20 protein-coding genes are annotated in these 26,343 nt (G+C 47.2%); 13 read left to right on the plus strand and 7 right to left on the minus strand.

Features of this window, described 5'->3' with window-relative positions:
* The first annotated feature begins 258 nt into the window (after positions 1–258).
* The 3 genes from topA to KDK17_RS05530 all read left to right on the plus strand — a co-directional run bounded on the left by topA (position 259) and on the right by KDK17_RS05530 (position 4,032).
* A complete protein-coding gene (gene topA, locus KDK17_RS05520) occupies positions 259–2,901 on the plus strand; it encodes a type I DNA topoisomerase (RefSeq protein WP_257255009.1) in 2,643 nt (880 codons plus the stop codon).
* 61 nt (positions 2,902–2,962) lie between these two features.
* Positions 2,963–3,463 (plus strand): DUF6586 family protein, encoded by a 501-nt coding sequence (locus tag KDK17_RS05525; RefSeq protein ID WP_306671234.1) that lies wholly within the window; start codon positions 2,963–2,965, stop codon positions 3,461–3,463.
* Positions 3,464–3,639: 176 nt separating this feature from the next.
* Positions 3,640–4,032, plus strand: a complete 393-nt coding sequence (locus tag KDK17_RS05530; RefSeq protein ID WP_257255007.1) for a hypothetical protein — start codon at positions 3,640–3,642, stop codon at positions 4,030–4,032.
* 27 nt (positions 4,033–4,059) lie between these two features.
* On the opposite strand, the gene KDK17_RS05535 is transcribed toward KDK17_RS05530, so the two are convergent.
* From KDK17_RS05535 to KDK17_RS05545, 3 genes are all read right to left on the minus strand, one after another.
* On the minus strand, positions 4,060–4,554 hold the full coding sequence (locus tag KDK17_RS05535) for a SulA-like leucine-rich domain-containing protein (RefSeq protein WP_257255006.1): 495 nt from the start codon (positions 4,552–4,554) through the stop codon (positions 4,060–4,062).
* A 78-nt stretch (positions 4,555–4,632) separates the two neighbouring features.
* The gene (gene lexA, locus KDK17_RS05540) at positions 4,633–5,235 is read right to left on the minus strand and encodes a transcriptional repressor LexA (RefSeq protein WP_306670710.1); all 603 of its coding nucleotides are present in this window, start codon (positions 5,233–5,235) and stop codon (positions 4,633–4,635) included.
* A 276-nt stretch (positions 5,236–5,511) separates the two neighbouring features.
* Positions 5,512–7,866, minus strand: coding sequence for a serpin family protein (locus KDK17_RS05545; RefSeq protein WP_257287544.1), 2,355 nt, complete (start codon positions 7,864–7,866; stop codon positions 5,512–5,514).
* A 145-nt stretch (positions 7,867–8,011) separates the two neighbouring features.
* Here KDK17_RS05545 and KDK17_RS05550 point away from each other — a divergent pair, with 145 nt between their 5' ends.
* The 9 genes from KDK17_RS05550 to KDK17_RS05590 all read left to right on the plus strand — a co-directional run bounded on the left by KDK17_RS05550 (position 8,012) and on the right by KDK17_RS05590 (position 16,262).
* Complete coding sequence (locus tag KDK17_RS05550) at positions 8,012–8,659, plus strand: TetR/AcrR family transcriptional regulator (protein ID WP_257279524.1); 648 nt, start codon at positions 8,012–8,014, stop codon at positions 8,657–8,659.
* A gap of 66 nt (positions 8,660–8,725) precedes the next feature.
* Entirely contained in the window at positions 8,726–9,208 is a 483-nt protein-coding gene (locus KDK17_RS05555; protein ID WP_257255003.1) for a L,D-transpeptidase, read from the plus strand.
* 39 nt (positions 9,209–9,247) lie between these two features.
* Positions 9,248–10,294: a beta-N-acetylhexosaminidase gene (gene nagZ / locus KDK17_RS05560; protein ID WP_257274722.1), complete on the plus strand. Its 1,047-nt coding sequence runs from the start codon at positions 9,248–9,250 to the stop codon at positions 10,292–10,294.
* A 403-nt stretch (positions 10,295–10,697) separates the two neighbouring features.
* Positions 10,698–11,642, plus strand: a complete 945-nt coding sequence (locus tag KDK17_RS05565) for a WD40 repeat domain-containing protein (RefSeq protein ID WP_257287545.1) — start codon at positions 10,698–10,700, stop codon at positions 11,640–11,642.
* Positions 11,643–11,893: 251 nt separating this feature from the next.
* Complete coding sequence (locus KDK17_RS05570) at positions 11,894–13,003, plus strand: mechanosensitive ion channel family protein (protein ID WP_257287546.1); 1,110 nt, start codon at positions 11,894–11,896, stop codon at positions 13,001–13,003.
* 171 nt (positions 13,004–13,174) lie between these two features.
* Positions 13,175–14,251: a mechanosensitive ion channel family protein gene (locus KDK17_RS05575; protein WP_257274726.1), complete on the plus strand. Its 1,077-nt coding sequence runs from the start codon at positions 13,175–13,177 to the stop codon at positions 14,249–14,251.
* A 35-nt stretch (positions 14,252–14,286) separates the two neighbouring features.
* Complete coding sequence (locus KDK17_RS05580; RefSeq protein WP_257287547.1) at positions 14,287–15,480, plus strand: PP2C family protein-serine/threonine phosphatase; 1,194 nt, start codon at positions 14,287–14,289, stop codon at positions 15,478–15,480.
* Between the two features lie 16 nt (positions 15,481–15,496).
* Positions 15,497–15,829 carry an STAS domain-containing protein gene (locus KDK17_RS05585; RefSeq protein ID WP_257255239.1) on the plus strand — a complete coding sequence of 111 codons (333 nt, stop codon included), beginning with the start codon at positions 15,497–15,499 and terminating at the stop codon, positions 15,827–15,829.
* A gap of 1 nt (position 15,830) precedes the next feature.
* Positions 15,831–16,262: an ATP-binding protein gene (locus KDK17_RS05590; RefSeq protein ID WP_257279521.1), complete on the plus strand. Its 432-nt coding sequence runs from the start codon at positions 15,831–15,833 to the stop codon at positions 16,260–16,262.
* Positions 16,263–16,282: 20 nt separating this feature from the next.
* Here the strand turns inward: KDK17_RS05590 and KDK17_RS05595 are convergent, their stop codons facing one another.
* Both KDK17_RS05595 and mfd read right to left on the minus strand, forming a co-directional pair.
* Positions 16,283–17,200 (minus strand): peptidoglycan binding protein CsiV, encoded by a 918-nt coding sequence (locus KDK17_RS05595; protein WP_257274727.1) that lies wholly within the window; start codon positions 17,198–17,200, stop codon positions 16,283–16,285.
* A 185-nt stretch (positions 17,201–17,385) separates the two neighbouring features.
* Positions 17,386–20,844 (minus strand): transcription-repair coupling factor, encoded by a 3,459-nt coding sequence (mfd, locus tag KDK17_RS05600; protein ID WP_257287548.1) that lies wholly within the window; start codon positions 20,842–20,844, stop codon positions 17,386–17,388.
* A 309-nt stretch (positions 20,845–21,153) separates the two neighbouring features.
* On the opposite strand from mfd, the gene KDK17_RS05605 reads away from it, so the two are divergent.
* The gene (locus tag KDK17_RS05605; RefSeq protein WP_257255235.1) at positions 21,154–22,590 is read left to right on the plus strand and encodes a glyceraldehyde-3-phosphate dehydrogenase; all 1,437 of its coding nucleotides are present in this window, start codon (positions 21,154–21,156) and stop codon (positions 22,588–22,590) included.
* A gap of 79 nt (positions 22,591–22,669) precedes the next feature.
* Here KDK17_RS05605 and KDK17_RS05610 read toward each other — a convergent pair whose 3' ends face one another.
* The gene (locus tag KDK17_RS05610) at positions 22,670–24,178 is read right to left on the minus strand and encodes a SpoVR family protein (protein WP_257255234.1); all 1,509 of its coding nucleotides are present in this window, start codon (positions 24,176–24,178) and stop codon (positions 22,670–22,672) included.
* Positions 24,179–24,228: 50 nt separating this feature from the next.
* Positions 24,229–26,151 (minus strand): PrkA family serine protein kinase, encoded by a 1,923-nt coding sequence (locus KDK17_RS05615; RefSeq protein WP_257255233.1) that lies wholly within the window; start codon positions 26,149–26,151, stop codon positions 24,229–24,231.
* Between the last annotated feature and the right edge of the window lie 192 nt (positions 26,152–26,343).

Raw genomic sequence — 26,343 nt, forward strand, 5'->3', positions numbered from 1 at the left:
GTAATTATTGCTTATAACCGGGTGGATTAATCATTGTGGCTGTGAAACGATAAATAAGAGGGTCGTTCAAGAAAAAATTGCCATCACTGAAGAGTTTTGCTTGACCGATGTTTTTCTTGACCTTATATATTGAAACAATTTTCAATTCCCGACCTTTCTTGTTTTGGTCGCAGGCAGCACTGAGTGTTTTTAATCTTTTTTCCAGGCTTGTCAGCATAACCGGAACAATGGAGCTGATTACAGGACGTGTAAGGTAGCATGGGTAAATCTCTAGTTATCGTCGAGTCGCCGGCCAAGGCGAAGACTATAAACAAATATCTGGGCAAGGACTTTGTTGTTAAGTCCAGTGTTGGTCACATTCGTGACCTGCCCACCGCGGGTGGCTCCAAGAAGCCTGTGGATCCCAAAGCTCGGGCAAGGGCCGCTGCTGAGACACGTAAGCTATCTCCTGAGCAGAAAATCATCCATAAGAAGCGCAAAGCCAAAGAACAGCTCATTGAAAGAATGGGCATTGACCCTGAAGAAGGGTGGAAAGCCCGTTACGAAATTTTGCCTGGCAAAGAGAAAGTGGTCGATGAGCTTCGACGCCTTGCCGAGTCTGCTGACAAAATCTACCTCGCAACGGATTTGGACCGTGAGGGAGAGGCTATAGCCTGGCATCTTCAGGAGGCCATAGGGGGAGAGCCTGATCGATATCGGCGGGTCGTTTTCAATGAAATTACCAAGAATGCCATCCAGGAAGCCTTCAAGGAGCCGGGTATTCTCAATATTGACCGGGTCAATGCCCAGCAGGCAAGGCGGTTCCTCGACCGCGTAGTGGGTTATATGGTTTCCCCATTGCTCTGGGCGAAAATTGCCCGTGGCCTGTCGGCAGGGCGAGTCCAGTCTGTAGCGGTTAAGTTAATTGTTGAGCGGGAGCGTGAAGTCAGAAGTTTTATCCCGGAAGAGTATTGGGAAGTCTATGCTGACCTGACTACCGGGAGTGGGGAAGTTATTCGCTTCCAAGTCGCCAAAGAAGCCGGTGACGCCTTCAGACCTACCAGTGAGGCCTCCACTGAAGTTGTTCTGGAAAAGCTGAGACGTGCTGATTACCAGCTGACAGAGCGAGAAGATAAGCCGACCCGCAGTCGTCCTTCTGCCCCTTTTATTACCTCAACGCTACAGCAGGCAGCCAGCACCCGTCTTGGATTCAGTGTCAAGAAAACCATGATGATGGCTCAACGCCTCTACGAAGCGGGTCATATTACTTATATGCGTACTGACTCCACCAATCTGAGTCAGGAAGCAGTGGAGAGTGCCCGGGAGTTTATTAATGGTACCTACGGTGCGAAGTATCTGCCAGAGGAGCCAAACCGGTATTCCAGCAAAGAAGGCGCTCAGGAGGCACACGAAGCAATACGTCCTTCCTCTGTGACTGCTCAGCCGGGTTCTATATCCGGACTTGAGAAGGATGCAGAGCGACTCTATGAGCTGATCTGGAGACAATTTGTTGCCTGTCAGATGACGCCCGCGGAGTACCTGAGCACTTCCCTGACGGTCAGAGTGGATGACTTTGATCTGAGGGCGAGAGGCAGAACCCTGAAGTTTGATGGCTACACTCGTGTCATGGCAGCTATTGCCAAGAAGGGTGAAGACATCATTCTGCCCGCCCTGAACAAAGGTGACCCCCTGGATCTGAAAAAACTGGACCCGAAACAACTCTTTACAAAGCCGCCGGCCCGTTTCAGTGAAGCGGCTCTGGTTAAGGAGCTGGAGAAGCGCGGAATTGGAAGACCCTCGACTTATGCTTCCATAATTTCGACCATTCAGGATCGTGGTTATGTATCTCTGAAAAATCGTCGTTTCTATGCCGAGAAAATGGGCGATATTGTCACAGACCGGCTGGTTGAAAATTTCCATGATCTTATGGATTACAACTTTACCGCCAATATGGAGTCAAATCTCGATGTGGTGGCTGAAGGTGGCAAGAACTGGAAGGATCTGCTGGACCATTTCTACAGTGATTTCAGCAACAAGCTGGAGCAGGCTGAAAACGACAGTGATGGCATGCGATCCAATGACCCTTCTCCCACCGACATCAAATGTCCTGAATGTGGCAGGGATATGATGATTCGTACAGCGAGTACTGGCGTCTTCCTGGGCTGTTCCGGTTACTCGCTCCCCCCGAAGGAGCGTTGTAAATGTACGATTAATCTGGTGCCTGGAGAAGAGGTTGAAGATGCTGACGATGAGAATGCTGAAGTTAACGCTTTGCGAGCTATGCATCGTTGTCCCAAGTGTTCTACAGCGATGGAAAGCTATCTGATTGATGAGCAGCGCAAGCTTCATGTCTGTGGTAATAACCCGGACTGCTCCGGCTATGAAGTGGAACAAGGTCAGTTCAAGCTCAAAGGTTATGATGGCCCTGTGCTTGAATGTGACAAATGTGGCTCCGAGATGCAGCTGAAATCGGGACGTTTTGGCAAATACTTTGGTTGCACCAACAGTGAGTGTAAAAACACCCGTAAACTGCTGAAGAGTGGGGAAGCGGCCCCCCCAAAAATGGATCCGGTGCCCATGCCCGAACTTAAGTGTCTGAAAGTGGATGATCACTACATTCTCAGGGACGGTGCCTCCGGACTTTTTCTGGCCGCCAGCCAATTTCCAAAGAATCGTGAGACCCGTGCTCCTCTGGTCAGTGAACTGATCCCTCATCAGGCGGCTATTGATCCTAAATATCATTATCTTCTGGATGCTCCGAGACAGGATGCTGAAGGCAATCCAGCGATAATCCGCTTTAGTCGTAAAACCAAGACTCAGTATGTTATGAGTGAGTCAGAAGGTAAGGCGACGGGGTGGAGTGCTACCTTCCAGGAAGGTAAGTGGGAAGAAAAAGTCACCAGAAAGCGCAAAAAATCCTGATCTGGCCTGTTCAAAAACAAGACCTTCGCGGTGATCCGTGAGGGTCTTTCTATTTGTGAGAATGATTATGTCTGAGCAGTGGCGAGCCTATACCAATAAGAAGTTGCACTATGCCCGTTTACAATTGGGTACTTGGGAAAGAGCAGAACCTTTCGAGCAGGAAGCTTTTCGCGAAGCATTTTTGTTGCATGCTCGTCAGGCATATTTCTCCATGCTGGCAGAGATATTGTCTCCTTATGGTCATCAGTTAAGCCGTCTGATGTCTCTGGAAGAAGCTTACAACTTGGTAAGTGAGCAGGAAGGTGATGTTTCTGAACTCGAGCAGCTAAAACAATTAGAGTTGTCTGACAGCTGGCTGGCAGATTTACTCAAAGCTTATGGCGAAATTTCACTTTTAGACGATGATATACAATCATATTCTAATAAAATCAATACTGCCATGATTGCTTCGGACAGTGCTGGAAGTACAAGAGGTGTTAAAACACCGGAAAGTGCCAAAAGTATTCTTGCTTCCCTCAAGGAATTGGTGGGCCACTTCAGAAATTTCAATCTCGAATGGTGACTTAATCATTTACTGCTCATTCTGCGTTCAACCGTTGGGATCGCCATAGACTGGGAAGTATCTTGTGCCCAGGGAGGGATATAGGTACAAAGTCTTATATAAGCCGGGGTCAACACTCAATGAGCCAGGGGGGGGCTCTGTAGGTGCGATTCAGACAGGTTTGACAGAGGTACCCTATGACAAAGATCATGCTGTGCTGTTCTGCAGGTATGTCTACCAGTATGCTGGTTAATCATCCTTTCACATTACTCTGCATTGACCTGTTGCATCATGATGCACAATGCTGCATGATTTCCACCTCTTACTCGCTATTTATGGGACGAAATATGGCTGCATCGTTTTTGGAAATTGTGGAACTTCCAACAGGAGAGATTGTTTTGCGACGCAGTGATGAAGAGGGCGAGCCCCTGCTGACCATGAAATTTTCCGGGGAAGCCAAGGAGTATCTTGAAGGAGAGTATCTACAAGTGGCAAAGGTCATGTTTGACGCCGGAATGCGGGAAGTTGCTGAACTGACTCGTCCCCAATCCTCTGAAGAAGAGATTCCTGAGAACAGAGTGCTGCATTGACTCTATCTTCAAGGCAGTGACAGGTTTTCATGCAACCTGCCTGCTGCGAATAGCCAGTCCCTGACACTGTCCATTGCGGGCAGCGCTTTCAAGCTTGATTAGCCACCCTTTATCCAAGTGTCCCAGCCAACTAATGACGGTGTGGCTGGTTCCGGATGCCAGTGCTTTCCGGGTGAGTTCCAGTGTCTGGTGATCATCGTTAGCGCTAAAAATTTGCACCTTGTCATGGTTCAGGTTGCAATTCTTTAACCATTGCAAGGTTCTGGTATCCGATTTGTCTGCCAGAATCAGAGTCAACCAGCGTTCACTGTCACTGGAAAGCTGACTGAGCATTGGTGTCAGGAGTTGTTCGGCCTGCCAGGGTTGTCCTGACAGAATGAGCTCATTAATACTGGGACTGGGAGAGCTTTTATTTTTCTCTGGTAACGTTTTTTTCAGGCTGGAGCGGTTTATGCGAACTGTGTTGCTCTGAAAGCCTGATGTTGAAAAATTGTGCCTTTCACTGCTTGTTCGGTACAGCATGAATCCTTCCTCCTGGCATGGTCCGGTCGCTTTTCGGTGTTCTCACTCAAGTGTATAGGTGCTCATACAACAACCGTTTCAGGACTGATTTCTGATCACCCCGACGCTTAAACCTTCGACCGCGAAAATATCATGAGTGAGATCGACGACAATGGTTTCGAACTCGTCGTTTTCCGGATGGAGTAATACCTTGTTTTTCTGTTTCTCGAATCGTTTAACGGTGACTTCGTCTTCTATCCTGGCGACGACAACCTGACCGTTTCGAACCTCTGTAGTCTTGTGAACGGCCAGCAGGTCACCATCAAGAATCCCGATGTTTTTCATGCTCATCCCTTTGACTCTTAACAAGAAGTCAGCGGCTGGGGTGAAGAAGCCGGGGTTGAGCATCAGGTGGTCTTCGATATGTTCCTGGGCGAGGATCGGGTTACCGGCAGCCACCTGTCCAATGATCGGAAGGCCTTCAGGCTGGCTGTCTGGAATTCGGATACCTCGTGAAGCACCGGGGGTAATTTCGATGGCGCCTTTACGGGCCAGTGCCCTGAGATGTTCTTCTGCCGCATTGGGTGAACGAAAACCGAAGGTCTTGGCGATTTCTGCCCTGGTGGGTGGGAAACCTGTCTCTTCGATATGAGACTTGATCAGGTCCAGTATTTCGGATTGCCGTTTAGTCAGTTTGATCATGGTCACTCAATCTGTTTTTTTATACAGTATCTGTGATTATATACAGTAATATTGCTCTGGCAAGTCATTATGTTAGGTCGGGCCGCGCAGGTCGGGCCGCGCAGGTCGGGCCGCGATGATGAGCAGCAATTGAACTAAGGGCCGTCAATGATGCATGTGGCAAGCTTTACCTTCCTACTGGTGAATGGTTGACCGATATTCGCAAACTGATTCTGTGAGGCTTTTGTTAAAAAAAATCCGGAGGTGATTAATCTCCGGATTTAGCATTGTATTGATTCATGGTTGATTAAAAGTTAACTTCTCACGCAGCGCGTCCCAGGCTTGAAAAGAAACCTCTAATTGAAAAGGAGAATCACGACCAAAAATCCTGACAAATTTAAAATGTTTGTCTCCAATTGATTTTAATATTCTTTCTCTAAGCTTTTTAGCCTCTTCCAAAGAAGACATCGTGAGTGTTAGCTGTATATGATCTGATTTAGTATTCTGAATATCAAACTCCCCATTCGGATTATAGTTCTGTTGTATTAAAGTACTTACACTCCCCATTGGAGTTTGATCGGTTACTTCTTTTTTAGATGTGAATTGATCATCAGACGTATAAACTTTGCTATCAGAACTGTCATCTTCACTATCAGACATATCATAATCGTTAAAAGTTACCAGATTATCAGAGCTCGGTTTTTCAGCAGGGATAATTGTAGGATTATCTTTGCTGTCAGAAATATAAAAATCAGTGGATTCAGAAGTTATTTTATCAATCATTTTATCCCATTCTCTAATTGAAACATATACTTCAATAGAAAAAAAGCTTTTGTTAACCCGAATTAAATTCCCATTTTTTTCACCAATTGATTCTAATACACTTTCTTTAAACTTTTTAGCACTATCCAAAGAAGAAAAACTGACTGTTAAATTAGTATTGTTTGCATCAGCACTTTGAATATCTAAATACCCATTTGGATTATAAAATTTATTTATATAAGTGCTCACATCAACAGTTTCAAAAGTTCTAAAAGACAGATCTTTTATTAGAGATAAGTTTTTTTGTACTTCTTCCTGTTTATTTAAGAACGGGTTATTAGAACTATCATCATCGCTATCAGATATATCATCATCGCTATCAAATATATCATCTTCGCTATCATACATATCAAAAGGGTTGGAACTTGCCAGTTTTTTAGAATTAGAACTCTGTTTTCCAGCGGTGCTGATTACAGGATCACCATCAAACTCCAAAAAGCTGCCATCCTTTATGACCAGCTCAATTAACCGATTACCTTCTTTGTCTACAATGGCAATGTAGCCAGGGCAGTCAAAATCAAAATGAGAAGTTCCAGATACGCACCTTGTTAAAATTTTTGCAACAGTCGCCATCTTACCGCTAGCACCTTCTTCATCAACAGATAATACGATCTTCTGAAGCACCTCCAGATCCTGATCTGCCGGTAGGCCTAGTCTTGTCAGATCTCCTGCTACTATGTCGGTTCCTAATGCCTCACACATTTTCTCGAGTAACTGAGTGTCGCAACTGTCTTCTACTTTTATTTTGGGTAGCGATAGCTGATATTTCGCTTCTTTATAATTTAATTGTTTAGTCAGCTCATTAATCGTTTCAGAATCAAGATTGTTAATCGCTGTGGCACTTTCTTTACGCGGTTTTATTGCGACCAGTTTAAGATCTTCTCCATTCAAAGATTTGAATTCCTTGGCGATGGCAGCAAATTTGCTGTTAGAAGCACATTGAACCGTTTCAGTTTTAACCATCATTTTTACGTTGTTAATACGAGTTCCATCTGCGCATAGAAAGCTTTGAGGAGCGGTTTTATCTGGAGAAAAACTATCCTCCCAGACACCCCGGAATTCCATTACATTACCTATTGTCGCTGTAACTTCATTCATGCCATCAAACAAATTTTTAATTTTTCCTTTGGTTTTCTCCTTGACAAAATCTTCTGTGACTTCAGCTACGTTCCATTGATTACTTTCCAGCTTTTGAGTTTGATAACATTCAGAGAGTATTTTTTCTAATTGCTCATCCCTGACATGAAAAGCAGAAGCGATAAAGTTAGCGCAAGAGATTAACTGCTCAGGATGGCCTCCGTAAGGGTTGTCTTTGCTGAATTTACCGAGTTCTTTATGGATTTCAGTTTCCAGCTCTTCAGTCAAGGTTCCTTTGGGGATTCCCAAAATGGATTCCTTTTTGGCATTGTCATCTATGCACGCCAGAAGCATGCCCAAAACCGGAGTCAGGCTGGTAGGAGACGCCACCGTGCTTTTTTTGCCCTCACTGTTCAAAATCCCGAATGATACTTTATCAATGAGTTTTTTAGCAATATCAGAAGCCTGTAGTGTGGTCCCGGTGTGTGTGTCTTGCAGATTAAATGGCTGCGAAGACATTGATATTGATTTGATTGAGTGTCCAATAGGTGTCATAGTCGTTTCTCCATCACTTGATAATAATTGATTAGCGTGAATAAACTCACTGCTTCCATGCTTTGTGCTTCCCTGTTTTGCGGCAAGAACATGCTTTGCAGATTGCCGTAGATTATGGGTTGCCTGATTACTATTAGTTAAGTGTTTGTCGTCGATGAAATCACTAACCGATAAGTTAGTGATGGCAACAATTTGCACCCTGTAATAGTGTTGAGCAATGGTCCGTACCACTGACTCGTTGGGTTAACTCGATGAGGCTTTGCTACTAGTGGCCTTGACAGCTGAGGGTAAGAAACGTAGGTTCTAAACAGTCGTTTATTAATCTTATAAAATTCCCCGGATCATGGCACAACCTTCAACCGTAGAGAGAATTCTGGATTCAGCCGAGCTGCTCTTCGCCGAACATGGCTTCGCAGAAACCTCCTTAAGAACCATTACAAGACAGGCAGGGGTTAACCTGGCTGCAGTGAACTATCACTTTGGCTCCAAAAAAGCGTTGATACAGGCAGTATTTGCGCGTTTTCTGGCTCCCTTTATGGAGGGGCTGAATACCACTCTGGATGAGTGGTCAGATCACAGTGAGCAACCTGATCTTGAAACAGTGCTTCAGATACTGGTTGACCATATTCTTGCTGTGAAACCCAGAAGGCCGGATGACATCTCTATTTTCATGAAACTCATGGGGCTGGCATTCACCCAGAACCAGGGGCACCTGAAACGTTATCTGACCGAAACCTATGGAACTGTCTTCAGTCGATACTTTGAGTTACTGTTCAGGGCCTGTCCTGACCTTCCGATTGCCGATAAATTCTGGCGTACCTACTTTAGTCTCGGTTCTGCTGTCTTCTCCGTATCCGGTGCTGATGCGCTCCTGTCCATCGCCAAGAGAGACTACGACATTGATGACAATCTTGAGAATATCATGAGAAGAATGGTGCCGTTTATGGCAGCCGGTCTGCGTGCTCATGCCACCCATGATAGTGGCCGATAATGTTTATTCTGCATGCAGGCTCTTAAGCCTGATGCACTGCGAAGCCAATCAATACGAGATTCAGCTGTGCATATTAATGTTCGAATTGCCTCACAGACTCTGGAGTTGATGCAGGAGGGGGTAGAAACGATCTGTTACTCTGTCTCCACTGCCAGTAAGGGGACAGGTCAGCAGGAAGGTAGCTGGCAGACTCCCCTTGGTCATCATATTATTCGAGCTAAAATAGGTGACGGCCTTCCTCTCAATGCAGTGTTTGTAGGAAGGCGATACACGGGTGAGATTTATTCTCCGGAACTACAACAACAATACTCTGAACGTCGGGACTGGATCTTAAGCCGCATTCTCTGGCTAAGTGGCCTGGAACCCGGTTACAACCGTTTGGGAAATGTCGATACTATGCGACGATATATCTATATCCATGGAGCGCCTGATTCCGCTGTGATGGGGGAGCCGGGTTCAAGAGGCTGCGTTAGGATGCATGGTCATGACATGATTGATTTATTTGACCGGGTTGTTCCGGGAACTACCATTGATATTCTGCCAGAGTAGTCTTATCGCATGCAGTCAGGTCAGGAGAACAGGAAAAGTATGAATACGCATGGTCAAAACGATGCGAAAAATAATGGTGTTCTGATCATTGACCTTGAAGGTCAGACACTCCAACCCGAAGAGCGGGAATTACTCCTGCATCCTGGCGTTGCTGGCGTATTGTTTTTCGCCAGAAATTTTCAAGATCGCAAACAGTTGTGTGACCTGGTCAGTGACATCAGAAGTATCCGGCAGAATCTGATTCTGATGGTCGATCAGGAAGGTGGCAGGGTGCAGCGTTTCAGGAACGACTTTACCCGTCTGCCGCCGGCAGAACATTACGCCAGATATTTCAATTGCGATCCTCAGAAAGCGCTCGAGTTGATTGAAGATTGCGGTTGGCTTATGGCAGAAGAGCTTCTTTCCAGCGGTCTTGACCTCAGTCTGGCTCCAGTACTGGATTTGAATCTTGGGCTGACCGAAATAGTGGGCGATCGTGCGTTAGGCAGTGAGACTGAAAACGTCATTAAACTGGCTACTGCATGGTGCAGCGGTGTCCATGAATCAGGAATGGCCTGTGTCGGTAAACATTTTCCAGGCCATGGCAGTGTCAACGAAGACTCTCACTTGACCCTGCCTCGGGACAACCGTTCGCTAAACGCCATCCGGCAGCAAGACATGGTGCCATTCAAAACGTTGATAGAGCAGGGTATAGAAGCGATTATGCCCGCTCACATTGTCTTTTCTGAAGTGGATGATCAGCCTTGTGGTTTTTCTTCAATCTGGTTGAAAGATATTCTTAGAGAGCAGATTGGTTTTAGTGGAGTAGTTATTAGCGACTGTTTGACTATGGAAGGTGCCGCTTCAGCGGGAAGTTATACTCTCCGGGTTGAAAAAGCCTTGAATGCGGGTTGTGATCTCTTGTTACTCAGCAATAGGAAGGGGGTCCGGGAAGTTCTGCCCTGGCTTGAACAGTCTTCTTTCTGTCCGCCTGATTTTTCTTCACTTGAGGCCAGCGGCGGTCGAGCTTTGGAAGAACTGGTTACTCTGGATCGATATTTGAGTTGTAAGGACAGACTGGACTACCTTTCTGAACGATTCAAATGATTGTTCATAATGCGTCATATGCAGTGGGTGTTGTCTTTGGTGTCCATGTTCATTCCTTTCTCTCTTTATTCACCATAACTATCGCTCAACCTCTGAAAATAGCTATGACCCTATGTCGGATAAAAAGCAGCACATTTTCAGTTTTATAACACCATGTGTGACTTTTTCAGGTGTTCCGACAGCGGCAGGACTCATTATCAAAATACTTGGCCAATTGACTTATGACGGTTTCTATCTTGCGGTGGATTCGAACACACTGTGAACGACTGGACATCGCAGGAAAAAGGTGAAGCCAGTATTGTTGAAAATAGTTCCAGATCGCTATATATGGGAAAAATTTGACTGAACGCGAAATCCTAACTTTAATCGCAAAATCTGGTTCTTTTTATAATGCGTTGTTTACATGAGCCTGTATAAATACGCTTTTTTTCCGGTTCTGGCTATTTCCCTTTTGTGCCCGGCACCGACCGCGATTGCGTCGGTACCCATCGACCCGGTTCTGATCCACACCCTTACCCTGGACCCCAATCAGCCACCCATCACACCGCCCACTCTTAACAAGAACCATTGCGCACCACACGGAGCTTTCAGCATTGTCTGGCGTCAGGACGGCAGGTACATGGCGGTGGGGGTAGGTTCAGGTTCAGGGGATCGCAAATGTGGTTATACAGGCCCTGTGCTGATCTTTGATATGACCGACCCTCAGAGCCCCCTGTTGGTGAACACTCTTAACGATGCAACAGACTGGATACGAAGCCTGGCTTACCACCCCGACGGAACCCTGCTGGCGGCTGGAGGGCATGACGGAAAAGTCAGACTCTATAATGGCACCGACCCGGCCATGCCTTTGTACACTCTGGACGATGCAACAGGCTGGATACGAAGCCTGGCCTACCACCCCGACGGAACCCTGCTGGTGGCTGGAGGGGCTGATGGAAAGGTCAGGATCTATCAGGTGGCAGAAAAAAATAACGCCGTCAGCAGTACCTCTGTGACGCCTAAAGCCACCTCGGTTAACACCTTCAACGAAGCGATAAGCAGTACCTTTAGCGAAGCCATAAGCAGCACCTTCAGTGAAGTGATAAGCAGTACCTCCAGCGAAGCCATAAGCAGTACCTCCAGCGAAGCCATGCCCCCCAATACAGTACCCGTGTCGTTGGTGACGTCGGTGATCTTTACCGGCACCCCATTCCCTGTAGAATCTGGCGACAGTGGTATGTCAGCGGGCGGCACGACCGGGGTTGTAATCGGCACACTGGCCGCTGTGAGCATTTTGGTGGCGGCTGTGACAGTGGGCGTAGTCGTTTACTTTAAGCGATTCAGATCCGTAGAATTGAATAAGGTTTAGGGCTTGGGAATTTTTCATCAAATTCTTCCAGTTGCTTCTGGCTTCGCAAACCAGCAAAAACTTCTCTCTGCAGTGCAGCTCGCACATCACTGTGAACAGTCATTACGAGATCAATTTTCTGTTGTATTCTGTGCTCCATAGGGTGGTTATTTTCCGCTCTCCAAGATACAGACTTGATAGAATGATTTCTCTCATAGGGATAGAATCATGCTCACTGTTAAGTGTGCTGTTTACTATCCGGAAGTCGAATAATGTCTTTTTCTCTCCCTTTTCTTAAGGAACTGGATATTCCTCAATGGGTTATCCAGGTCGTTATTGTCGTGCTCATTTCAGGTGTTATCAATCTAATCGCCTCCAGAGTGTTTGCCCATCTTTCAAGGGATGATCGCACTCATCTAACACCTTGGAATGATGCAGTTATCAGGGGGCTCAGAACCCCTGTGACACTGCTGATCTGGGTCATCGGTTTCTCCTGGGCTGTCGATGTTATTGCCAAGGCTACGGATGCTGTGTTGCTGGACGGACTGAGTAATCTGAGGGATGTCATTATCATCACTCTGGTGGGTTGGAGCATAATCCGTTTCATTCGTCAGCTGGAACGAAACTTCCTGAATCCTGATCTGACTTCTAATAAACCTAATGATCCAACCACCGTTGTAGCCATTGGCAGGTTAATCAGAATCGTGATCATCATTACCTGTGTTCTCTTTATATTACAGTCACTTGGCTACAGTATTTCAGGTCTTTTGGCGTTTGGTGGTGTGGGTGGTTTGGCGGTCGGTTACGCTGCCAAGGATATGCTGGCCAATTTTTTTGGTGGTCTGATGATCTATCTTGATAAACCCTTCCGCGTAGGTGACTGGATTCGTTCGCCGGATAAGAACATTGAAGGTTATGTGGAATACATTGGCTGGAGACAAACCCGCATCAAGACATTTGAAAAGCGACCACTCTATGTTCCCAATGCCACTTTCGCCAGCATTTCCGTTGAGAATCCTTCACGTATGGAGAATAGAAGAATCAAGGAAATTGTCGGTCTGAGGTATCAGGATGGTCATCAGGTGGAAGCTATCGTTGGGGAAATTCGTCAGTACCTGCAAGATAACAATGAAATCGCCAAAGACAAGATAATCCTTGTGTCGTTTAATGCCTTTGGTCCTTCTAGCCTTGATATCTTTATCTATTGCTTTACCTGCACCACAGACTGGGCAGAGTACCTCAGGGTGAAACAGGAAGTTCTGGTCAGGATAATGGGTATTATCCATTCATATAATGCTGATATTGCCTTCCCGACCCAAACGCTTGATCTTCCGGAAGAGTGGCTCAGTTATTCAGAGCAGGCACCAGCAAAACCGGCTTAACCTGCTGAGTACGGCCAGTTAATTTCTTCTGTTTATGCAGTGAAATCAAGCGGGGTAAAATGCTTTCAGATTTTACCCCTCAAGAATAATTTCAATGGTCTAAATATAACTGGGAGGGTGACAGCCGATATTCCCCTTACCATTGGGTTTTTCTTGTACGAGGAGCAGGCAATGTTCTGGGAAGATCTTCTTAAGGGGGATAACGTCCATCTACTAACAGCGCCTTTAGCTGCACTTATCGTTTCCTGGTTTAGCCACATTTTCCTCAGGCGATGGGCTCAATCCGAGAATCAATCGGTAAGGGCTTGTCTGGCCTCGGCTTTTCGACCACCTCTGCTGCTTCTGCCCTGGCTACTTTGTTTTTTTTATTATGCTCACTGGTTTATTGATCACACTGAAGAGGAAGGCCATGACTGGCTGGAAATCTCAGAAACTGTCACCTCGGTATTACTCCCTCTCTGGATTGTCCTGAGACTCACCAGACAATTACCGGCCATCGCCATGATCTCAGGCGTTCAGGATAAAGATCTCGACCTGGCCAGAACCCTGTCCCGGTTTATTCATATCGTTCTGATTGTTCTGGCGGTAATGATTCTGGCACAAAAGTTAGGCTACTCCCTCTCTGCGCTACTGACCTTTGGGGGGGTGGGTGGCCTGATTGTAGGTATGGCTGCCCGGGAGTGGTTGGCAAACTTTTTTGGCGGTTTGATGTTGATGCTGGACAAACCCTTTAAGGAAGGCGATTGGATTCGTTCTCCGGACCGACAGATAGAAGGGCACGTAGAACATATTGGTTGGCGGTTAACCCAGATAAGAAATTTTGATCGCAGGCCCGTGTTTGTGCCGAATTCGGTCTTCACCAGTATTGTCCTGGAAAACCCATCCAGGATGCGTAACCGACGGGTTGTTGAAAACTTTGGTATTCGTTATGAGGATCTGGATAAGATTCCAGCCATCATGAATCAGGTCACGGAAGGTTTTCTACAGCATCCTGAGCTGGATTGCTCAGAGCCCTATTATGCGCGTTTTCTCAAATACGGAGATTCATCACTGGAGTGTCAAGTCAGAGTACATGTGATTCCCAAGGGAAGAGTTGACTTTGTCAGAGTTCAGGAAGGTGTCATGTTGATCATTGCTTCTGCGGTACAAAAAGCAGGGGCAGAGTTTGCCTATCCGGTAATGAAAGTGATTCATGAGGCGAATGTTGAAAAGGAAGTAAGCAAATCTCCAAATAAGGAGATCCGCTGATTAAGATGAAATAACAGCAGGCCGATAAGGACTGGATGAATATTCTTATTGTTGAAGATGCCCGTGACCAGCGTTTAATGCTCTCCATAGTGTTGAAAAAACAAGGGCATCAGGTGCTTGAAGCTGAGAATGGCATAAAAGCTCTGGAGATTCTTCAGGAATATCAGGATGTCAGAATCATCATCAGCGATTGGATGATGCCCGGGATGGATGGCCTGGAACTGCTCAAGCAGACCCGAAAAACAGATCTTGGTCGTTATATTTATTTCATTCTGCTCACTGGTAATGCCGATCATGAAGCTGTTGTCGAAGGTATGAATGATGGGGCGGACGACTTTCTTGCCAAACCGGTCAATTTTGATGAATTGGCTGCCCGCCTCAAAGCAGGGATTCGTATCATTGAACTTGAGAAGCAGCTTGAACAGCAGAATAAGCAATTGATTGAAGCGATTCAGACCGTTGAGAAAGATCTTGAATCAGCCGCCAAAGCTCAGGAAGTTCTGCTGGCTCAGCCGACAACTATTCAACATGTTGCCTTTGACTGGTTTTTCAAACCTAGCAAAATCCTGGGTGGGGATATGTTTGGTTACCAGGCCATAGACGGTGAAACGCTGGGGTTCTATCAACTGGACGTGGCTGGGCATGGCATTCCCTCAGCGCTCTTCTCATTTACCCTGAATAACATTCTTTCAGAAACATCGGGCAGGGGCTCCATCATCAAAGAAACACTGGATCATGAGCCTTTTTATAAAGTGCGTGCGCCCGAAAAGGTTTTGGCCTCTTTGAACAGGCGGTTTCAGGTGACACCGGAATCTATGCTTTATTTCACTATTGCCTATGGACTCATTAATAGTCGCACAGGTCAAGTCACCTTATCTCAGGCGGGTCATCCGAAACCTTTATGGATTCATCGTGAAAAGGCCTACGTAGAACCTGTAGCAGGTGGAGGAGTGCCTATCGGTATGATGCCCGACATGGAATACACCTCCTGCACTTTGCAGTTTCGGCCGGGTGACCGTCTGTTTCTGTACTCTGATGGCGTGACAGAATGTGAAAACGCTGAGAGTGAGCAGTTTGGTGAAACCCGATTGCTGCAATGTCTGCAAGATACTTTAAATGATGATTTAAAATCAGTTATTGACCAGGTAGAGAAAAATGTCAGAGACTGGAGTGAACTCGACCGTTTCGATGACGATGTAACTTACCTTTTACTGGAATGGAAACCCTGAAAGCCAGGAGGATGGCATGGCGTTTGAAAACCACGAGGAAGGCCACTTTACGGTGGTCCGGATTGATGAGTCCCGTCTTGACGCTTCCGTTGCCGAAGTGTTTAAAACCTATGTGTTTGATTTGATTGAAGAGGGCAGGTCCAACATAGTTGTCGATCTTGCTGAAGTGCGTTTCATGGACAGTACTGGCCTGAGTGTGCTGGTAGCGGGTCTCAAGAAATTGTCGGGTAATGGTTCATTCAGTCTGGCTTGTGCTCAGCCTGCGGTGAGAGATCTGTTTGATCTTACGTCCATGGATAAATTGTTCAAACTCCATGGTTCTGTGGCTGAGGCCGTTAAAGGGAGTTGACATGTCACAGGTGCTGAAGCTGGAAATCGACAGCCAGTTATCCAATACAAGACTGGTGGCTATGGCGGTCAGAGGAGTCTGCGCTATGACAACGCTTTCTCCTGTTGAAATAAACCGGTTAGAGTTGTGTCTGGTAGAAATTGTCAATAATGCCATTGAACATGCCTACGACAATGAAGCGGGTCATCCGGTAGAAGTATGTGTCAGTATGAACAAGACTACGATGAATATTTCTGTCAGTGATTGGGGGCAGAGCATTCCCGATGATGTCATGCAGAATAAGACTGAAATGGTGGTTGATCCGGAGCAGCCGGAAGTCTGGTTATGCAGCGGTCGGGGCCTGCATATTGTGAACAAGCTTATGGACCAGGTGACCTATGAGTCAAACCAGGACAAGAATAGCTTTATCATGAAAAAAGAGCTGCGCCACTGACAGCTCTTTTTTACTCTGGATCAGCTGTCTTTCTGTTCGAAGATTCCGGGTAAAATACCCAGCTCCGGGCTTTTATCCTGATCAGATTCCATTTCTGGCAGTGGAGGTTTGTCGGGCTTTTCATAGGGCGTCAGCTTGAAAAGAACACCGATGACAGGGCTGTCCAGGTACTGAACCTCGTCAATGTTTGTGATTCTGCGACTTTCCTGCATATGAAAATTTCGGGAAATTTTCATGGTTTGGCCGTCAGGCGTTTTGACCAGTTGTAACTTTCCATCTGTGGTCGGTTTCTTCTGAGAGTCTGGGTTCGACTGAGATCCTCCCATGTTTTTTGCCAGTGCTTCCCACGCCAATTCACTGTACCAGAGATTGACTTTTACGTGCAGATATCGACTGGAACTGACTGTAACGGTGCCTTCCAGCATACCGGGCTTTTTGCTTTGTGTAGTATAAGTTCTAATTGTGACAGGCTTCGTACTTTTGCCGTCCTTGATTGGCATCAGCCAGGCTTTTTGCTCCAGAATCCGGTAGCTGCCATTTCTGCTCAGGGCACTGCTTTCCTTTTGTAACAACTGTGATGGGTAGGGTAGGGAGACAAAGGCATCCCGTTCCAGATCTATCTCGGGCTTTTTTTCAGACTGACCCAGCCTATTGGTTAGGTTACCAGTGTCTGTTACAGAGTCGGACGATTTCAGTTTGACGGCGTTAGCGGGTAGAGAGTGAGTTGTTATTTCTGGCCATTTCTCACTGCTATTCATGCTTTGTTCGTTCAGAAATACAATCATGTCGGCCTGATACCACTGAGTCTCTGCCTTTTGACCTTCCGCCATGGCCATCATCGAGACCGAACTCAGAAGCAGACTACCGATCGCTCTTTGAATTCTGCAAAAGGCGACATTGTGATTAACACTCATTTTTTTTAGCTCAAGGCTTTTCATAAAATCCCCGCTCAATCCTGTGCCTCGTTGACCTTCAGTCTGGCGGGCTGCTATACGCCGCCGCTGAGATATCTGAGAGGTGGATTTCAAAAGTGTGATCATGCAGTTTCGTATACAGTTTTAAAGACTCAGAGACGCAGAAGCAATCATAGATCGAGAAAATTTAAGACTGCTTCCAGGGGCGATTATGTGGCCAGTCGATCCAGTAATTGTTCAAGCAGCTTGAATCGCGCTTCGGCTTTTTCCATTGGGCCACTGTACTTCAACACGCTACTACCTTCCAGTCTGTAAAGGTGCGGCTCTGACTGGATTAGCTGAATGATCGCAACGGGATCGATGGCTGGCTGACTGTTGAATTCAATTCGGGCACTGCCGGCACCGGCATCGATTTTAATAATACCCATTTTTTCAGCTTTTAACCTGAGACGGGTCTGTCGGAACAGGTTTTTGGCCTGGTCCGGTAACAGGCCGAAGCGGTCAATCAGTTCAACCTGAAGGTTTTTCAGGTCTTCGCCGTTACTCGCAGCGGCAATTCGTTTATAGAGAATCAGCCTGTTGTGGACATCATGGATATAGTCTTCTGGTAGCAAGGCCGGCAGCCGCAGGTTCACATCGCTGCCTTGATGCAGAGGTTTGTCCAGATCCGGTGTTTCACCGTTACGGATCGCTTCCACCGCTTTTTCAAGCATTTCGGTGTAAAGTGTAAAGCCAACATTCTGAATCTGCCCGCTCTGATCTTCACCCAGCAATTCTCCTGCTCCCCGAATTTCCAGGTCATTGGATGCCAGCATAAATCCAGCTCCCAGGTCCTGAGCTTCGGCAATGGCTTCCAGTCTTTTCAGTGCATCCCTGGTCATGGACTTTGGCGCAGGTGTCAGCAGATAAGCATAGGCCTGATGATGAGATCGGCCAACTCGTCCTCTCAACTGGTGCAGCTGTGCCAGACCGAACTTGTCCGAACGGTGGATGATAATGGTGTTGGCATTAGGTATATCAATGCCTGTCTCTATGATGGTGGTGCAGACAAGGATGTTATGTCGCTTGTGATAGAAGTCGGACATGACCTGCTCCAGCTCTCTTTCACGCATCTGACCGTGACCCACAGCAATACGCGCCTCAGGAATAAGTTCCTGCAGATCAGAAGCAGCCTTGTCGATACTGGAAACTTCGTTGTGCAGGTAATAGACCTGACCACCGCGCAGTAACTCACGAAGAATAGCCTCTTTGACCAGTAATTTGTCGCTTTGTCGAACAAAGGTTTTAACTGACAGGCGTCGTGCGGGTGGAGTTGCGATAATCGAGAGATCACGAATACCCGACATAGCCATATTGAGTGTCCGCGGGATAGGTGTTGCCGTCAGGGTCAGAATATCGACTTCGGAACGCATGGATTTCAGCATTTCCTTGTGCCTGACCCCGAAACGGTGCTCCTCATCAATAATCAACAGACCCAGATTCTTGAACTTGAAATCACCCTGAATCAGTTTGTGGGTACCTATAATAATATCCAGTTTGCCTTCCGTGACTTTCTCTTTGAGTGCCTGAACCTGTTTTGCTGACTTGAAGCGTGAAGCTACGTCGATTTCAACGGCCCAGTCGGCAAAACGGTCACGAAAGCTTTCATAATGCTGTTGAGCCAACAGGGTAGTCGGTACAAGAATCGCCACCTGCTTGCCACTTTGTACCGCCAGAAAGGCGGCTCTCATGGCCACTTCGGTCTTGCCAAACCCGACATCACCACAGACCAGGCGATCCATGGGCTTACCTTTGGACATGTCTTTTATCACGTTGACAATAGCCTGCTGCTGATCAGGCGTTTCCTCAAAAGGAAAGCCGGCAGAGAACGCATGATATTGTTGATCCGGTGCCGAAAAGGCAAAACCCTTTCTGGCTTCTCGTCGGGCATAGATATCCAGCAGCTCTGCCGCGGCATCTCTGGCTTTCTCAGCCGCCTTGCGACGTGCCTTGGTCCATTGCTCGCTACCAAGACGATGCAGCGGAGCATGCTCATCATCTGTACCGGTGTAACGGGCAATGAGATGCAGAGAGGCTACCGGAATATAAAGCTTGGCTTCGCTGGCGTATTCCAGAGTCAGGAATTCTGTCTCCTGACCATCAACAGACAAGGTATCAAGACCACGATACCGTCCTACACCGTGATCAATATGCACCACTGGAGCACCTTCTCTCAGCTCGGTCAGATTTCGGATGGTTTGATCGGTGTCGGTCTCTGTCTCTCCTTTTCGCCGACGGCGCTGCATGACCCTCTGACCCAGCAGCAGAGACTCAGGAATCAGGGCAATATTCAGGTCATTGAGAAAAAAGCCTGACGCTAACGTACCTTCGGTAATACCCAGCGTCTCTTTTCTGCTCAGGAAGGTGGACCAGCTATTGAAAGTATTGGGGCGAATGTCAGACTGGGCGAGCATTTCCAGCAGAACTTCCCGACGACCCGCACTTTCAGCCACCAGAAGAATCCTTGGTCCCGATTCAATCAGATCTTCAAGAGGTTGCAAAGGGTGATCGGCACGGGCATTCAGAGTGAGCTCAGGTAATGGCTGGTGATTAAGGTTGAAGCCGTCAGAAGAATCAACGATCTGGTCTGACAGCACAATGCGAGGGTATTGTTTCAGAGCTCGATTGATTTCTTCAGAAGGCATTAAAACCTTTACGGGAGGCAGAAGCGGGCGGTTGGGATCGACTTTCCGGTTCTCGTAGCGTTCTGTCAGATCCTGCCAGAATTGCTCTATCGCTTCCTGCACGCCCTGATATTGAATGATCGTTGTTTCACTGGAAAGATGATCAAACAGGGTGGCTGTCTGCTCGAAAAACAGGGGCAGGTAGTATTCAATACCCGGGCTTGCCAGCCCCTGTCCTATATCCTGGTACACGGGGCACTCGCGGTGATCCACGTCAAATGCTTCCCTGAACAGGCTTCGGAAGCGATCCCTGGAGGTCTTGTCCATCGGGAATTCATGTCCCGGGAGCAGTTCTATGTGATCAACTTGATTAATGGAACGCTGGCTTTCCGGATCAAAGATTCTCAGCGTATCGATTTCGTCATCAAACAGGTCAATCCGGTAGGGGGTATCAGATCCCATGGGGAAGATATCCATGAGTGAACCCCGGATAGCGAACTCGCCATGCTCGTAGACTGTATCAACACAGCGATAACCCGCCTGTTCCAATTGTTGCCTTTTCTCGGCAATAAGAAAGGTTTCACCCCGTTTCAAAACCAGACAGTTGGATTCCAGGTAATCACGGGGACACAGACGGTGCAGCAAGGTGGAAACCGATATTATCAGCAGGGTCTTTTCGCTGCGGGGTAGTCGGTAAAGGGTTTTCAACCGCTGGGAAATGATGTCCTGATGGGGCGAAAAGGCATCGTAGGGTAATATCTCCCAGTCGGGAAAGTGCAGGATGCGGGTAGACTGATCATCTTTCAGGAAGAAACTCAGTTCTTCTTCAAGAGCATTTGCCTGAGCGGAGTCAGGTGTAATAACCAGTAGCGGGCGACGGGTTAACCGGGCGGCACTGGCTATGGCGAATGAGCTGGTTGATTGGCTCAGCTGACCCCAGAAGGTTTTATGCCCCGGAGTCTCTGGAAGCTGGAAAGAAGATGAGTTCAAATTGACCTGCGACATGAAAGGTGTTTTGTTCTGGATACGCTAAACCCGCAATTGTAGCTGTTCAGAACGGCATATACCATGCAATAGCGTCTTTGCAGCCTCGTACAAACAAAGAATGATTAAATGAAGTGTTAAAGTTTGTTGTACTTTGTTGCCAAGTGAGGATGAACTCTGGATAATAGCCCCGAAGCCTAAGGGCATATAAACGTGACCTGTGCCGCCTGAAGTAACCAGCCAGTTGCTTGAGAGTGGCAGTCTGACAGAAGTGAACAGCCTTGAGCTGATTAACAGCCTTGAGCACATAAAAAATACAGGATTGGAACCATGGAAAAAGACCATTTTCAGGACTGGAGAGAACGTGAAGCCTTAGCCGAATCCATGATTCCATTGATCGGCCGCTTGTATCGTGAAAATAACGTTGTGACTTCGGTCTATGGCCGCTCAATCATCAATCGTTCTGTGATTGATATCCTCAAATCTCACAAGTACGTTCGCCAGGTAGAAGGCTCTGCCTTGTGTGTACGTCAAACATTCCCTGTCATTGAAGTGCTGAGCAAACTGAACCTGGCTCCGGGCCGCATTGATATTGGCAAGCTTGCATCGGGCTACGAGAAGAGTGAAGGCAAGCAGACTCTGGAAAATTACGTTCGCAGTCAGGTTTCCGAACTGGTGGATGGCAAAAATGGCCATGGCCATGATGACAGAGATGTTGTCCTCTATGGTTTTGGTCGTATCGGACGCCTCATGGCCCGTATTCTTATTGAACGGGCAGGTGGCTCCGGTTTGAACCTGAGAGCGGTTGTCGTTCGGAAGGGGAAAGCTGAAAACGATCTGCAAAAGCGTGCCAGTTTGTTGAGACGTGATTCGGTGCACGGTTCTTTCAATGGCACCATCAGCGTAGATGAAGAGAGCAACATCATCTACGCCAACGGTGTAGCTATCAAGTTTATCTATGCCAACTCTCCGGATTCTATCGATTACACAAGCTATGGTATTAACAATGCCATCGTCGTAGACAATACTGGTGTGTGGCGTGATCAGGAGGGTTTGAGTCAGCACCTTCAGTCTACCGGGGCTAGCAGGGTTCTGCTGACAGCGCCTGGCAAGGGCGACCTGAAAAATGTTGTGTTTGGCGTTAACCATGACATCATCAATGATGAAGATCAGATCATTTCTGCTGCCTCCTGCACCACCAATGCGATCACTCCGGTACTGAAAGCGATCTGTGACAAGTTTGGTGTTGAGAACGGTCATGTCGAAACCGTTCACTCCTACACCAATGACCAGAACCTGATTGACAACTACCATAAAGGTTCTCGCCGCGGTCGCAGTGCAGCCTTGAATATGGTGATCACCGAAACCGGAGCGGCCAAGGCTGTTTCGAAGGCACTGCCGCAGTTGCAAGGCAAGTTGACTGGTAATGCCATCCGGGTGCCAACACCCAACGTGTCCATGGCCATTCTGAACCTGAATCTGTCTAAGGACACCACTGTAGACGAGCTAAACAGCTATCTCCGTGAGATGGCGCTGTACTCTGATCTGAAGAAGCAGATCGATTATGTGAACTCTTTTGAAGTGGTATCCAGTGATTTTGTCGGCAACCGTCATGCGGGCATTGTTGACAGTCAGGCCACCATTGTTGATGGCAACCGCTGTGTACTTTACGTCTGGTATGATAATGAGTTTGGATACAGCTGTCAGGTTAACCGTATTTTGCAGCATATGACCGGAAATCATCACAAAACAGTGCCTGTTCAGTAGCAGGCATTGGCCATCCGTCATTCATGGCAATAGCTGATGGAATGGACCCTATCCTGAAAAAGCCATCATATGCGCTTTTTCAGGATGCATCGTGTATTTCCGAGGTGCAGTAACTGTGCTGAACTTCGCCTTTAGTGTCCAGAGAATTCAGTCGTACGTCAAATCCCCATAACAGGTGCAGGTGTTTGAGGATTTCCATGGCGCTATCAGCGTGAAGGTTCTGACCCCTATGCATGGAATGAATCAGTGTCAGGGAGCGGTCTCCTCTTACATCAACATCAAAAACCTGAATATTAGGCTCCTGATTACCCAGATTATACTGGTTGGACAGTGACTGTCTGAGTGCTTTGTAACCTGACTCATCGTGTATGGCGCTGACTTCGAGAAAGGCTTTTGAATGGTCGTCGTGAATGCAGAAGAGCTTCATATCCCGCATCACTTTGGGAGAAAGAAACTGAAGGATAAAGCTTTCATCCTTGTACTGGGCCATGGCGTGATGAAGGGCCTTCAGCCAGTCGCTGTCCGTGAGGTCAGGAAACCATAGCCGGTCTTCCTGAGTAGGATTTTCGCATATCCGGCGAATGTCGCGATAGATATTGAAGCCCAGAGTATAAGGGTTTATGCCGGAATAACGTGGATCATCAAAATCCGGCTGAAACACGACATTACTGTGAGAATGCAGAAACTCGAGCACATAGCCTTCGTTGATCAGACCTTTTGCATAGAGTTCATGCATCAGCGTGTAATGCCAGAAGCTGGCCCAACCTTCGTTCATCACCTGGGTCTGCCGCTGAGGATAAAAATACTGGGCTATTTTACGGACAATTCGAATCAGTTCCCGTTGCCAGGTTTTCAACAGTGGTGCATTTTTTTCAACAAAGTAGAGAATGTTTTCTTCCGGCTCTGAAGGGAATCGTTTTCTCACTTTGGCAGGGTCTTCCTTTTTGCTTGGGACCGTTCGCCAGAGATCATTGATGTTTCTCTGAATATATTCTTCTCTCTCCCTCGCCTGGTTCTTTTCCATTTCTGCTGAAATGGCGGAAGGGCGCATATATCGATTGACTCCTTGATTCATCAACGCATGGCAGGCATCCAGAATCACTTCAACAGCGTCAACACCGTATTTTTCCTCGCACTGATTAATGTAGTTCCTGGCAAACAGCAGATAATCGACAATCGAGTCTGCATTGGTCCACTGACGGAATAGATAGTTACCTTTGAAAAAAGAGTTATGACCGTAACAGGCATGGGCAATCACCAGAGCCTGCATGGCCATGGAATTTTCCTCCATCAAGTAGGCGATGCAGGGGTTTGAATTGATGACAATTTCATAGGCAAGCCCCATTCGACCACGTCTGTAGTTTTGAAGATTCGTAAGAAATTTTTTACCAAAACTCCAGTGATGGTACATGAGCGGCATGCCCAACGAAGTGTAGGCATCAATCATTTGTTCCGAGTTTATGACTTCAATCTGGTTTGGGTAAGTATCCAATTCAAACTTTTCTGCCAGCTGGCCAATGGCCCTGTCATAAGCGTCAAGTAGCTCAAAGGTCCACTCGGAGCCGGTTGAAAGGTACTGGCTATTCATGGCTATTTCACTTCCTTTTCGAAAAGACGACGGAAGACCCGGTAGACAGGTTACTGGGACTTCCTGACCCTGATGTACCACTCAGACAGCAGTCTGACCTGCTTTTCGGTGTAGCCGTGCTGTACCATGCGGTCCACAAAGTCGGCATGTTTCTTCTGATCGTCATGGGAAGCCTTTGCATTAAATGAGATGACAGGCAGCAGGTCTTCTGTGTTGGAGAACATCTTTTTCTCAATCACGGATCTCATCTTTTCGTAACTGAGCCAGATGGGATTCTTGCCCTGCATATCAGCCCTGGCTCTGAGCACAAAATTGACCACCTCATTGCGAAAGTCTTTCGGGTTGGCTATTCCGGCGGGCTTCTCAATTTTTTCCAGCTCATCATTGAGAGCTATCCGGTCGAGTATCTGTCCGGTATCAGGATCTCTGAACTCCTGATCCTGAATCCAGAAATCGGCGTAGGTGATGTAGCGATCAAAAATATTCTGACCGTACTCTGAGTACGATTCCAGATACGCTGTCTGAATCTCTTTACCCAGAAACTCCACGTATCTTGGCGTCAGATACCCCTTGATGAAGCTGATGTATCGCTCTTCAATGGCTTCGGGGAACTGTTGTTGTTCAATCTGTTGCTCAAGAACGTACAACAGGTGAACCGGGTTAGCAGCTATTTCGGTAGGGTCAAAATTAAAGACCTTTGAGAGTATCTTGAAAGCAAATCGGGTCGATAATCCTTCCATCCCTTCGTCGACGCCAGCCGCATCCTTGTATTCCTGAAGCGATTTGGCGTTAGGATCGGTGTCTTTGAGATTCTCACCGTCGTAGACCCGCATCTTGGAGTAGATAGAGGAATTTTCCGGGTCGGCTATCCGGGAAAGGACACTGAACTGAGCAAGCATCCGCAATGTATCCGGGGCACAGGGAGCTTTGTTAAGAGAACTGTGTTCAAGCAGCTTCTCATAAATTCTGATTTCCTCACTCATGCGGGTGCAATAGGGCACTTTGATAATGTTGACGCGATCAATAAAAGCTTCATTGGTTTTGTTGTTTCTGAATGTTTGCCACTCCGATTCGTTCGAGTGAGCGAGAATAATGCCTTCATAGGGAATAGAGCCCAAGCCTTCAGTGCTGTTGTAATTACCTTCCTGGGTGGCTGTCAGCAAAGGGTGGAGTACCTTGATCGGGGCCTTGAACATTTCGACAAACTCCATAATGCCCTGATTGGCCCTGCAGAGTGCCCCCGAGAAACTATAGGCATCGGGATCATCCTGCGAATATTCTTCCAGTTGTCGTATATCCACCTTGCCCACCAGGCTGGAGATATCCTGATTGTTTTCATCGCCGGGTTCGGTTTTGGCAACGGCAATCTGCTTCAGTCGGTTAGGATAGAGTTTGATGACCCTGAACTGAGTAATGTCACCTTTGTATTCCTCGAGGCGCTTAACGGCCCACGGGGACATAATGTATCTCAGACAGCGGTCGGGTATACCGAATTCTTTCGCAAGTAGCTCTCCGTCCTGCTCCGGGTTGAAAAGACCGAGAGGTGATTCAAACACTGGCGATCCTTTGATGGCGTAGAAGGGTACTTTTTCAATCAGTTCTTTCAGTTTTTCCGCCAGCGAGGATTTACCACCACCAACCGGGCCAAGCAGATAGAGAATCTGCTTCTTTTCTTCCAGCCCCTGGGCAGCATACTGAAAATAAGAAACAATCTGTTCAATGGATTCTTCCATACCAAAGAACCCGCTGAACGCTGGATACCGTTTGATCAACTTGTTGGAAAATATTCTACTGAGTCTCGGGTTTCTTGAAGTATCGACAAGTTCTGGCTCGCCAATCGCTTCAAGCACGCGCTCGGCTGCGCTGGCATAGGTTCCGGGTTCTTGCTTGCATAGCTCCAGGAAAGCCTGAAGGCTCATCTCTTCTTCCAGGGTTGAGTCATATCTTTGCTGGTAATGTTCAAACAGGGACATGTTGCTCACTCCAACGGAATTCGTCTGCAGGTGAAGTGAAGATAGTTGAAAAGCGACTGATAACAATTAATTAATGAGAGAAGTATTTCACCCGCTCGATGGGAGAATGATGAAATACCCTCAACATGCAGACATTATCTAGCAGCCTGTCGGACTTAAGGCTGTCCTACTGCGGTTGCAATCCTCGCTACG

It is taken from the genome of Endozoicomonas sp. SESOKO2 (assembly GCF_024606245.1).
Taxonomy (GTDB): domain Bacteria; phylum Pseudomonadota; class Gammaproteobacteria; order Pseudomonadales; family Endozoicomonadaceae; genus Endozoicomonas_A.

What these genes read in the sequence shown, in the direction of transcription:
- KDK17_RS05530 (WP_257255007.1), top strand. Translation starts at nt 3,640, where the DNA reads ATGACAAAGATCATGCTGTGCTGTTCTGCAGGTATGTCTACCAGTATG.
- mfd (WP_257287548.1), bottom strand. Translation starts at nt 20,844, where the DNA reads ATGTCGCAGGTCAATTTGAACTCATCTTCTTTCCAGCTTCCAGAGACT.
- KDK17_RS05610 (WP_257255234.1), bottom strand. Translation starts at nt 24,178, where the DNA reads ATGAATAGCCAGTACCTTTCAACCGGCTCCGAGTGGACCTTTGAGCTA.
- KDK17_RS05585 (WP_257255239.1), top strand. Translation starts at nt 15,497, where the DNA reads ATGGCGTTTGAAAACCACGAGGAAGGCCACTTTACGGTGGTCCGGATT.
- KDK17_RS05615 (WP_257255233.1), bottom strand. Translation starts at nt 26,151, where the DNA reads ATGTCCCTGTTTGAACATTACCAGCAAAGATATGACTCAACCCTGGAA.
- topA (WP_257255009.1), top strand. Translation starts at nt 259, where the DNA reads ATGGGTAAATCTCTAGTTATCGTCGAGTCGCCGGCCAAGGCGAAGACT.
- KDK17_RS05570 (WP_257287546.1), top strand. Translation starts at nt 11,894, where the DNA reads ATGTCTTTTTCTCTCCCTTTTCTTAAGGAACTGGATATTCCTCAATGG.
- KDK17_RS05565 (WP_257287545.1), top strand. Translation starts at nt 10,698, where the DNA reads ATGAGCCTGTATAAATACGCTTTTTTTCCGGTTCTGGCTATTTCCCTT.
- KDK17_RS05580 (WP_257287547.1), top strand. Translation starts at nt 14,287, where the DNA reads ATGAATATTCTTATTGTTGAAGATGCCCGTGACCAGCGTTTAATGCTC.
- KDK17_RS05590 (WP_257279521.1), top strand. Translation starts at nt 15,831, where the DNA reads ATGTCACAGGTGCTGAAGCTGGAAATCGACAGCCAGTTATCCAATACA.
- KDK17_RS05550 (WP_257279524.1), top strand. Translation starts at nt 8,012, where the DNA reads ATGGCACAACCTTCAACCGTAGAGAGAATTCTGGATTCAGCCGAGCTG.
- lexA (WP_306670710.1), bottom strand. Translation starts at nt 5,235, where the DNA reads ATGATCAAACTGACTAAACGGCAATCCGAAATACTGGACCTGATCAAG.
- KDK17_RS05595 (WP_257274727.1), bottom strand. Translation starts at nt 17,200, where the DNA reads ATGAAAAGCCTTGAGCTAAAAAAAATGAGTGTTAATCACAATGTCGCC.
- KDK17_RS05605 (WP_257255235.1), top strand. Translation starts at nt 21,154, where the DNA reads ATGGAAAAAGACCATTTTCAGGACTGGAGAGAACGTGAAGCCTTAGCC.
- KDK17_RS05575 (WP_257274726.1), top strand. Translation starts at nt 13,175, where the DNA reads ATGTTCTGGGAAGATCTTCTTAAGGGGGATAACGTCCATCTACTAACA.
- KDK17_RS05535 (WP_257255006.1), bottom strand. Translation starts at nt 4,554, where the DNA reads ATGCTGTACCGAACAAGCAGTGAAAGGCACAATTTTTCAACATCAGGC.
- KDK17_RS05525 (WP_306671234.1), top strand. Translation starts at nt 2,963, where the DNA reads ATGATTATGTCTGAGCAGTGGCGAGCCTATACCAATAAGAAGTTGCAC.
- nagZ (WP_257274722.1), top strand. Translation starts at nt 9,248, where the DNA reads ATGAATACGCATGGTCAAAACGATGCGAAAAATAATGGTGTTCTGATC.